5 protein-coding genes are annotated in these 6,340 nt (G+C 75.0%); all 5 read left to right on the forward strand.

Annotated features, from left to right (window positions below; all coding sequences use genetic code 11):
• The first annotated feature begins 106 nt into the window (after positions 1-106).
• Positions 107-1,081, forward strand: a complete 975-nt coding sequence (locus CCN56_RS23840) for a cobalamin biosynthesis protein (RefSeq protein WP_086829840.1) — start codon at positions 107-109, stop codon at positions 1,079-1,081.
• Positions 1,078-2,586, forward strand: a complete 1,509-nt coding sequence (locus tag CCN56_RS23845) for a cobyric acid synthase (protein ID WP_086829842.1) — start codon at positions 1,078-1,080, stop codon at positions 2,584-2,586. The genes CCN56_RS23840 and CCN56_RS23845 overlap by 4 nt, the downstream gene beginning before the upstream one ends.
• Before the next feature lie 49 nt (positions 2,587-2,635).
• Positions 2,636-4,678 (forward strand): putative cobaltochelatase, encoded by a 2,043-nt coding sequence (locus CCN56_RS23850; RefSeq protein ID WP_086829844.1) that lies wholly within the window; start codon positions 2,636-2,638, stop codon positions 4,676-4,678.
• A complete protein-coding gene (gene cobO / locus CCN56_RS23855) occupies positions 4,678-5,286 on the forward strand; it encodes a cob(I)yrinic acid a,c-diamide adenosyltransferase (RefSeq protein ID WP_086829846.1) in 609 nt (202 codons plus the stop codon). The genes CCN56_RS23850 and cobO overlap by 1 nt, the downstream gene beginning before the upstream one ends.
• Positions 5,280-6,340: cobyrinate a,c-diamide synthase (locus CCN56_RS23860; protein ID WP_256962116.1), on the forward strand; the 1,061-nt coding region annotated here is incomplete at its 3' end. The genes cobO and CCN56_RS23860, both read left to right, overlap by 7 nt.

A 6,340-nucleotide genomic window follows, 5' to 3' on the forward strand; every position in this document is an offset into this window, starting at 1 on the left:
GCGCGGTCCCGCCACTGTGACCGGATCCGAAGGGTCCGGGAGTCAGGAACTCTCGCCGCCGGTCACGTCGATCCAGGGCGCGGACCCTGAGTGAGGACACAGCGCCATGCCCGGCCGCAGCCCCGCCCTCTCCAGAACCACCGGCGTCTTCGCGTACGGCGCGGCCGCCGGTCTCGCCGTCGACCTGCTCGTCGGCGACCCCCGCCGCGGCCATCCCGTCGCCGCCTTCGGCCGGGCCGCGGGCCGGGTCGAGAAGGCCCTCTGGCACGACCACCGCGGCTGGGGCGCCCTGCACACCGCCGTGTGCGCCGGTGCCACCGTCGCGGCCGGCGCCCTCGCCGCCCGTACGGTACGGGGCAGCCGCGCCGCCTCCGTCGCCCTCACCGCCGCCTCCGTCTGGGCCGTCGTCGGCGGTACGACCCTGGGACGCGAGGCCCGCGCGATCGGCGGCGCCCTCGCCGCCGGGGACCTGGAGGTCGCCCGGGAACGGCTGCCGCACCTGTGCGGACGCGACCCGCAGTCCCTCGACGGTCCCGCGATGGCCCGCGCCGTCGTCGAGTCCGTCGCCGAGAACACCTCCGACGCGGTCGTGGGCGCCCTCTTCTGGGGAGCGGTCGCGGGCGTGCCGGGCCTGGTCGGCTTCCGCGCGGTGAACACCCTCGACGCGATGGTCGGCCACAAGTCCCCCCGCTACCGCAGGTACGGCTGGGCCTCGGCCCGCCTCGACGACCTGGCCGGCTGGCCCGGGGCCCGGCTGACGGCCGCCCTCGCGACCGTCGCCGGCGGGAACCCGCGGGGGGCGGTGAGGGCCTGGCGCTCGGATGCCTCGAAGCACCCGAGCCCCAACGCGGGCCCCGTCGAGGCCTCCTTCGCGGGCGCCCTCGGCGTACGGCTCGGGGGGACCCTCTCGTACGCCGGGCGGGTCGAGCACCGGCCCGTCCTCAACGGGGAGGGGCGGCCCGTCGAGGTCGCCGACATCGACCGCGCGGTCCGGCTCTCCCGCCGGGTCACCGGACTGACCCTGGTCGCCTGCGTGGGCGGCCGCATGATCGCGAGCGCGCTGAAGCGGAGGAACGCATGAGGGGTGGGGGGCTGCTCGTCGCCGGGACCACGTCCGACGCGGGCAAGAGCGTCGTCACGGCCGGCATCTGCCGCTGGCTGGTCCGGCAGGGCATCAAGGTCGCGCCGTTCAAGGGGCAGAACATGTCCCTGAACTCCTTCGTCACCCGGGAGGGTGCCGAGATCGGCCGCGCGCAGGCCATGCAGGCGCAGGCCGCCCGGGTGGAGCCGAGCGCCCTGATGAACCCGGTGCTGCTCAAGCCCGGCAGCGACCGCTCCAGCCAGGTCGTCCTCATGGGCAAGCCGGTCGGGGAGATGAGCGCCCGCGGCTACCACGGGGGCAGGCAGCAGACGCTCTTCGAGCCGGTGATGGCGTGCCTGGAGGAACTCCGGGGCACGTATGACGCCGTGATCTGCGAGGGGGCGGGGAGTCCGGCCGAGATCAACCTGAGGCGCACGGACATCGTGAACATGGGCATCGCGCGCGCCGCGAAGCTGCCCGTCGTCGTGGTCGGGGACATCGACCGGGGCGGGGTCTTCGCCCAGTTCTTCGGGACGACGGCGCTGCTCGCGCCCGAGGACCAGTCGCTGGTGGCGGGCTACCTCGTGAACAAGTTCCGGGGCGACGTGACGCTCCTGGAACCGGGCCTCGACATGCTGCACGGACTCACCGGGCGCCGGACCTTCGGCGTCCTGCCGTACGCGCACGGGCTCGGCATCGACGAGGAGGACGGCCTGCGGGTCTCGCTGCGGGGCACCGTCCGCGAGTCGGTCGTCGCGCCGCCGGTCGGCGCGGACGTGCTGCGGGTCGCGGTCTGCGCCGTACCGCTGATGTCCAACTTCACCGACGTCGACGCGCTCGCCGCCGAGCCGGGCGTCGTCGTCCGGTTCGTGGACCGGCCCGAGGAGCTCGTCGACGCCGACCTCGTCGTCGTGCCGGGCACCCGGGGCACGGTCAGGGCCCTCGCCTGGCTGCGCGAGCGGGGCCTCGCGGACGCCCTCGTCCGGCGCGCGGCCGAGGGCCGGCCGGTGCTCGGCATCTGCGGCGGCTTCCAGGCGCTCGGCGAGCGCATCGAGGACGAGGTCGAGTCGAAGGCCGGTGTCGTCGACGGGCTCGGGCTGCTGCCCGTACGGGTGCGGTTCGGGGTCGAGAAGACCCTGGCCCGGCCGGTCGGCGAGGCGCTCGGCGAGCGGGTCGAGGGGTACGAGATCCACCACGGCGTCGCCGACGTGCGGGGTGGTGAGCCGTTCCTCGACGGCTGCCGGGTCGGCTCCGTGTGGGGCACCCACTGGCACGGCTCGCTGGAGAGCGACGGCTTCCGGCGGGCGTTCCTGCGGGAGGTCTCGGCGGCGGCGGGACGACGGTTCGTGCCGGCCCCCGACACGTCGTTCGGCGCGCTGCGCGAGGAGCAGCTCGACCGGCTCGGCGACCTGATCGAGGAACACGCGGACACGGACGCGCTGCTGCGGCTGATCGAGCAGGGCGCTCCGGAGGGGCTGCCGTTCGTGCCGCCGGGTGCGCCGTGAGCGGCCGCGCGGTCCAGGAATCCGTACGTACCGAAGGAGTGACCACCCGATGAGCACCCGGTATCCGTTCACCGCCGTCGTCGGCATGGACGATCTGCGGCTCGCGCTGCTGCTCAACGCCGTCAGCCCGGCCGTGGGCGGGGTGCTCGTGCGGGGCGAGAAGGGGACCGCCAAGTCCACCGCCGTCCGTGCGCTCGCCGAGCTGCTGCCGGAGGTACCGGTGGTCGCGGGGTGCCGGTTCAGTTGTGACCCGGCCTCCCCCGACCCCGGCTGCCCGGACGGGCCGCACGACGACGCGCCCGGCACCGTCCGTCCCGCGCGGATGGTCGAGCTGCCCGTCGGCGCCTCCGAGGACCGGCTCGTCGGCGCGCTCGACATCGAGAAGGCGCTCGCCGAGGGCGTGAAGGCCTTCGAGCCGGGGCTCCTCGCCGCCGCGCACCGGGGGATCCTGTACGTCGACGAGGTCAACCTGCTGAGCGACCACCTCATCGACCATCTGCTCGACGCCGCCGCCATGGGCGCCTCCCACGTCGAGCGCGAGGGCGTCTCCGTGCGGCACGCCGCCCGCTTCCTGCTCGTCGGGACCATGAACCCCGAGGAGGGTGAGCTGCGGCCGCAGCTGCTCGACCGCTTCGGGCTGACCGTCGAGGTCGCCGCCTCCCGCGACCCCGAGCAGCGCGTCGAGGTCGTCCGGCGGCGGCTCGCGTTCGAGGACGACCCCGCCGCCTTCGCCGCCCGGTGGGCCGGCGAGGAGGCCGCGCTGCGCGAACGGATCGTCGCCGCCCGGGCGTTGCTGTCGCAGGTGACCCTCGGCGACGCGGTGCTGCTCCAGATCGCCGCGACCTGCGCGGCGTTCGAGGTGGACGGCATGCGCGCCGACATCGTGATGGCCCGCACCGCGACCGCGCTCGCCGCCTGGGCCGGGCGGACCGAGGTGACCTCGGAGGACGTGCGGCAGGCCGCGCTCCTCGCCCTCCCCCACCGTCGGCGGCGCTCGCCGTTCGACGCGCCGGGCCTCGACGAGGACAAGCTCGACGAGACCCTGGAGCAGTTCAAGGGCGACGACGATCCCGAGCCGGACGGGCCCGGTGACGGCGGCCCGGGCGGTGGTGGCGGGGGCGTTCCGCCGCAGGGTGACGGGCCCGAGGGTCCTGCGCCCGAGTCCGCCGAGGGTCCTGCGCCCGAGTCCGCCGAGGTCCCGGAGAGCGCGCCCGCGCCCGCCCCGCAGGGCGCCGGCGCCGGTGAACGCGCCGCCGTCAAGGCCGGTGAGCCCTTCCGTACGAAGGTGCTGAGCGTCCCCGGGCTCGGCGAGGGCGCGGCCGGGCGCCGTTCCCGGGCCCGTACCGAGCACGGCCGTACCACGGGGTCCACCCGGCCCCGGGGCGCGCTGACCAAGCTGCACCTGGCCGCGACCGTGCAGGCCGCCGCCCCGCACCAGCGGGCGCGCGGCCGGTCCGGGCCCGGTCTGGTGGTCCGCCGGGACGATCTGCGGCAGGCGACCCGGGAGGGGCGCGAGGGGAACCTCGTGCTCTTCGCCGTGGACGCCTCCGGGTCGATGGCCGCCCGGCAGCGGATGAGCGCCGTGAAGGGCGCCGTGCTCTCGCTGCTGCTCGACGCCTACCAGCGGCGCGACAAGGTCGGCCTCGTCACCTTCCGGGGGCGGGACGCCGAGGTCGCGCTGCCGCCGACCTCGTCCGTGGACGCGGCCGCCGCCCGCCTGGAGAAGCTGCCGACCGGAGGCCGTACGCCGCTCTCCGCCGGGCTGCTCAAGGCCCATGACGTCCTGCGGGTCGAACGGCTCCGTGACCCCTCGCGCCGCCCGCTGCTCGTCGTCGTGACCGACGGGCGGGCGACCGGCGGCGGCGCCGACCCGGTGGCGCTCGCGGCCCGCGCGGCGCGGCTGCACGCCGCCGACGGCACGGCGAGCGTGGTCGTGGACTGCGAGACCGGGCCGGTGCGGCTCGGGCTCGCGGGGAACCTGGCGCGCGAACTCGGCGGCACCGCCGTGACCTTGGACGAGCTGCGCGCCGACTCGATCGCCGGCCTCGTCAGAGACGTACAAGCAGACAACGCCACCAGGAGGGCCGCTTAATGCCGCAGGGACAGCCGACCGTCGTGCCCGACGACGGTCTCACCACCCGTCAGCGCCGCAACCGGGCACTGGTGATGGTGCACACCGGCGTCGGCAAGGGGAAGTCGACGGCCGCGTTCGGCATGGCGCTGCGTGCCTGGAACCAGGGCTGGCCGATCGGGGTGTTCCAGTTCGTCAAGTCCGCCAAGTGGAAGGTCGGCGAGGAGAACGCCCTCAAGGCGCTCGGCGAGACCGGCAAGGGCGGCACGGTCACCTGGAACAAGATGGGCGAGGGCTGGTCCTGGATCCAGCGCGAGGTCGCCGAGGGCGAGCAGTCCCACGAGGACAAGGCCCGCGAGGGCTGGGAGCAGGTCAAGCGGGACCTCGCCGAGGAGAGGTACAAGTTCTACGTCCTCGACGAGTTCGCCTACCTGCTGCACTGGGGCTGGATCGACGTCAAGGAGGTCGTCGAGGTGCTGCGCGACCGTCCCGGGCAGCAGCACGTCGTCATCACCGGGCGCAACGCGCCGCAGGAGCTCTGCGACTTCGCCGATCTCGTCACCGACATGTCCAAGGTCAAGCACCCGATGGACGCCGGTCAGAAGGGCCAGCGGGGCATCGAGTGGTAGCACGTCTCGTCATCGCCGCGCCGTCCTCCGGCGCGGGCAAGACCACGGTCGCGACCGGCCTGATGGCCGCGTTCGCCGGCCGTGGTCTGGCCGTCTCCCCGCACAAGGTCGGCCCCGACTACATCGACCCCGGCTACCACGCGCTCGCGACCGGCCGCCCGGGCCGCAACCTCGACGCGTACATGTGCGGTACGGGGCTGATCGCGCCGCTCTTCCGGCACGGGGCGCGCGGCTGCGACCTGGCCGTGGTCGAGGGGGTCATGGGCCTGTACGACGGGGCCGCAGACCAGGGCGAGCTGGCGTCCACCGCGCAGGTGGCGAAGCTGCTCAAGGCGCCGGTCGTGCTCGTCGTGGACGCGTCCTCGCAGTCGCGGTCGGTGGCGGCGCTCGTGCACGGGTTCGCGTCCTGGGACCCGGAGGTGCGGATCGGGGGCGTGATCCTGAACAAGGTCGCGTCGGACCGTCATGAGCATCTGCTGCGGGAGGCGCTCGGGGAGTCGGGGGTGCCGGTGCTCGGCGTCCTGCGGCGGGCGCCCGCCGTCGCGACGCCGTCCCGGCACCTCGGCCTGGTGCCGGTTGCCGAGCGGCAGGCCCAGGCGGTGGCCGCCGTGGCGGCGCAGGCGGAGCAGGTGCGGCAGGGGTGCGACCTGGAGGCGCTGCTGGCGCTGGCGCGAAGCGCACCCGATTTGCACGCCGAGCCGTGGGTGCCGGGGGTCGGGGAGCGGCCGCACGCCGGTGGTTCCGTGGTGCCCACCCTCCCCCAGGCTCTCGGCTTCGCTCGAGCAGGGGGGACCCCCCTCGCCCTGCGGGACGATTGCCCACCACGGCCGGTCGTCGCCGTCGCCGGTGGGGCCGCGTTCACCTTCTCGTACGCCGAGCACACGGAGCTCCTGCAGGCCGCGGGGGCCGAGGTCGTCACGTTCGACCCGCTCCGCGACGAGGCCCTCCCCGAAGGCACGAGCGGCCTCGTCATCGGCGGCGGCTTCCGGAGCGGCTCGTTGGCGGACAGCTGCTCGCCGTACATCTCGGGGAAGCCGCCGCCGATGACGAGGCC

The organism is Streptomyces sp. NRRL B-24572 (genome assembly GCF_002156145.1).
GTDB classification, from domain to species: Bacteria; Actinomycetota; Actinomycetes; order Streptomycetales; family Streptomycetaceae; genus Streptomyces; species Streptomyces vietnamensis.